Consider the following 3,948-nt stretch of genomic DNA (forward strand, 5'->3'; position numbering starts at 1 on the left):
GTTCCGGGGCGGGGGCCGGCGGGCGGCTGCACGAGGACCCGGGGGCGGGCGGTGGTTCCCTTGCCGTCAGCCCGGTCAGCCCGGTCAGCCCGGTCAGCCCGGTCGGCCCGGTCGGCCCGGTCAGCGGCGCTGACCGGGCTGGTCGTGGTCCGAGGGCGGGACGCGGGCGGCAGGGGCTTCGCCGGTGTGCTCGCGATCCGGGGGACCTCCCGCGTCTCCTCGTCCAGCCTCGCCCGCGGGCAGGCCGGGTTGAAGGCCTCGAAGCAGGTGGCGCACCGTCCGGTGCCCCGAAGCCTCCCCGTCGTCCTGCCTTCGTCCGTCATTCCGTCACATCCTCGGGAAGCAGCAGCCGCAACTGGTCCGTGTCGGCGTCCGGGACGGACGCGAGCCGCCCGGCCTGGCGGGTCATCATCCGCTCGAGGACGGTGCGTGCGTAGCGCCCGTTGCCGAAGCCCGGTCCGCGGGCGACCCCGGCGAAGTGCCGGCGCAGCGCCTCCAGCGTGGCGGGCGGGCACTCGTAACCGTCGCGGGTGCTCTGGCGGCGGACGATCTCCACCAGTTCGTCGGCGTCGTAGGAGGCGAAGGTGACGGTACGGCCAAAGCGGGAGGCCAGACCCGGGTTGGATCCCAGGAAGCGCTCCATGTCGTCCTCGTAGCCCGCGGCCACCACGACCGTGTCGTCGCGGTGGTCCTCCATCAGCTTGAGCAGGGTGTCGACGGCCTCCCGGCCGAAGTCGGAACCCGAACCGCCCTCGGGCGTGAGCGTGTACGCCTCGTCGATGAACAGCACGCCGCCCCGGGCTCGGGCGAACGCCTCCTTGGTGAGCTGGGCGGTGTGGCCGACGTAACGGCCGACGAGGTCGGCCCGGGACACCTCCACCAGCTGGCCGCGCGGCAACACACCCATGGAGCCGAGGAGTTCACCGTAGAGCCGGGCAACCGAGGTCTTGCCGGTGCCGGGCGGCCCGGTGAAGACCAGATGGTGGGCGACGCTCGGGGCGGGCAGCCCGGCGGCCTCGCGGCGGCGGGCCGCCGACAGCAGGTTGACGAGGTCGCGGACCTGTGCCTTGGCACCGTCCAGGCCGATCAGGCCGTCCAGTTCCGCGAGCACACGGGTGAGGCGTTCGGACGGTCCGCCGTCCGCGCCGCTCTCGCCCGCGACGGCACGGGCGGCCTCCTCGCCGACGTCCGACGGGACGAAGACGGTCAGGTCCTCCTCCGTGATGTCGGGAGACTGCGCGAGGCGCAGCGCCTGACGGTCCACCATCTCCTCGAACACCTTGCGGGCGGTACGCGCGTTGCCGAACGACTCGTCCCGGTGCATCCGCCCGAAGTGATGGGCCAAGGCCTTCTCGGTGTCCTCGCCGAGCGTGAACCGGTTCTGCTCGCCCTGGCGCCGCACGATGGTGACGAGCTCGTCCACCGCGTAGTTCTCGAACTCCAGGGTGCGGCTGAACCGGGACCCGAGTCCGGGGTTGGACTCCAGGAAGGCCCCCATCTGCCGCGAGTACCCGGCGGCGATGACCACGACGTCCTCGCGGTGGTCCTCCATCAGCTTGAGCAGGGTGTCGACGGCCTCCCGGCCGAAGTCGGGGCCGCTGCCACCGTCCGCGGTGAGGGTGTACGCCTCGTCGATGAACAGCACACCGCCGAGGGCCCGTTCGAAGACTTCCGTGGTCTTGATGGCGGTGCCGCCGACGATCTTCGCGACGAGGTCGGCGCGCGACACCTCCACCAGGTGTCCGGAGCGCAGCACGCCCAGTGCGGCGAGGATCGAGCCGTAGAGGCGGGCGACGGTGGTCTTGCCGGTGCCGGGCGGACCGGCGAAGACCAGGTGGCGGGCGGTGGCCGGGACGGGCAGGCCCATCTCGCGGCGGCGCCGGGCCAGCTTGTTGAGGTTGACGAGGGTGGCGACCTGTTCCTTGACGGCGCGCAGCCCGACGAGTCCGTCGAGCTGCGCGAGCGGGCCGGTGAGCGGTCCCTCGCCCGCGGTCCCGGCCTCCGGCGCGGCGGCGCCGTCGTCGCGCCCGCCCAGGACGTCCGGGGCGCCGTTGTCGTTGCTGGTCAGGTCGTCGGCGGCGAGGCTGCCGTCGGGGACGGTGTGACGGACCCCGGCGCCGGCGTTGCCCGTGACGGTGCATCTCGCGGCCCGGACGGGGCGCTCGGTGGCGACCCGGATGCCGTCGGCGCGGCCGTCGGTGAACTCGCACTCCGTCAGCTCGGCGGAGGCGTCCGTGCCGACGAGCACGCCGTGGCCGCGGCTGCGCAGCACCCGGGCCCGGACGGCGGTCAGGGCGGCGCCGTCGTCGGTGACCGTGATGCCGTCGGCGCCGGAGTCCTCGACGAGGACGTCGACGAGTTCGGGGGCGCACCTGCCGGCGGCGGCGAACCCGGTGGTGCCGCTGCCGCGGACGGCGACGTCCTGGAACGCGGGGCTCGCGCCCTCGACGCGGACCCCGCACCCGGCGGCGTCGGAGACGGTGGTCCGCTCGACGCGTCCGCGGGCGTCGTCGCGGGCGTACAGGCCGTGCCCGCCGGCCTCGACGATCTCCACGTCGCGGAGCCTGGCCCGGTTCCCGCCGGTGAGGACGATGCCGTGGCCCCCCGCCCGGTGTACCGTCACCCGGTCGACGCGGGGTGCGCTGTCGGCGTCGAGAAGGACGCCCTCGGCGTTGCCGCCGGTGACGAGGGTGCGCTGCACGGTGGGTTCGGCGCCGCCGCGGACCAGGATGCCGGCGGCGACGGAGCCGTCGACCAGGCAGTCGGAGAGGACCCCGCGGGCGCGGTCGATCGCGACGATGCCGTTGCCGCCCGAACCCCGGACCTCCATGTTGTCGAGGGCGGGCGCGGTGGAGGCGGAGAGCAGCACGCCGTGGGTGGTGCTGTCGACGGCGCAGCAGCCGGTGAGGACGGGGTGGGCGGTGGAGGAGACGTGGAAGCCGATGGTGCAGCCCACCGCACGGACGTCGGTGAGGCGGGTCCCGGCCTGCTCCTCCAGGGCCACCCCGGGTTTGGGGGTGCCCTCGACCGTGAGACGCTGGACGGTGCCGCCCGCACGGCCGTTGGCGAGCAGGCCGTTGCCGCGGGTGTCGCGGACGGTGCAGTCGCGGATGGCGGGTGCGGACTCCTCGCCGAGCACCAGACCGGAGCTGCCGAGATCCTCGAAGAAGCAGTGCTCCACGACACTGGACTCGGGGGACAGGTCGACGAACCCGGCCCCCGCCGGGTTGGTGATGACACAGTCGCGCATGGCGAGGGATCCGCGCTCGCGGGAGAGCAGCGCCGTCCAGGAGCCGGCGTGCACCCGGCAGTTCTCCAGGGCGGCCTGGCCGCGGGGGACGTCGACGACGGGGGCGTCCTCGTCACCTCCGCGCAGGACCAGCCCGGAGAGCTTGACCGCCTCGGCGACGACCTGGACGGCGGTGCCCGAGCGGGGGGCTATCTCCGGCGGGTCGTCGGGGTCGTCGGCGATGATCGTGACCATCTTGGTGATGACGAGGGACTCGTCGTAGCGGCCGGGGCGGAGGCGGATCACGCCTCCCGGACGCGTGGCGACGAGGGCCGACGTGATGCCCTGGTACGGGTCCGCGACGATGGTCTGGCGGGCCATGGCGTTCCTTTCTGCGTCGTCTCTGCGTCGTCTCTGCGTCGTCTCTGCGTCGTTTTTGCGTCTCTGCGTCGTGGCCGGACCCCGCGCCGGCCCCTGGCACCCGGGTGCCAGGCCCCGGCCCATCCCGGTGCCCGGCCCCCGGCCCATCCGGGCGCCCCGCCCCGGCCCACCCGCTGGCGCGGGAACCGGGCCGGGCACGGTCCCGTCGGCCGTGGTCGACGACGCGTCGCACGGGACGGGCGGAGCACCGGGGCCGAAGGTACGGCGGGGAGAGGCCGGGCGGTCAGGACCGGTGCGCCGTCTGGATCTGCACCGTGCGGCGGCGGGTGATGTAGAGG

At 74.3% G+C, this 3,948-nt stretch carries 1 protein-coding gene and 1 pseudogene; both read right to left on the reverse strand.

Annotated elements, in window-relative coordinates:
- A pseudogene (locus KUM32_RS35815) lies at positions 1 to 323 on the reverse strand (hypothetical protein); the annotation flags it as partial.
- Positions 320 to 3,610 (reverse strand): right-handed parallel beta-helix repeat-containing protein, encoded by a 3,291-nt coding sequence (locus KUM32_RS35820; protein WP_217146090.1) that lies wholly within the window; start codon positions 3,608 to 3,610, stop codon positions 320 to 322. The pseudogene KUM32_RS35815 and the gene KUM32_RS35820, both read right to left, overlap by 4 nt.
- Positions 3,611 to 3,948 lie beyond the last annotated feature (338 nt).

The sequence above is a fragment of the Streptomyces sp. AC627_RSS907 genome, from assembly GCF_019049165.1.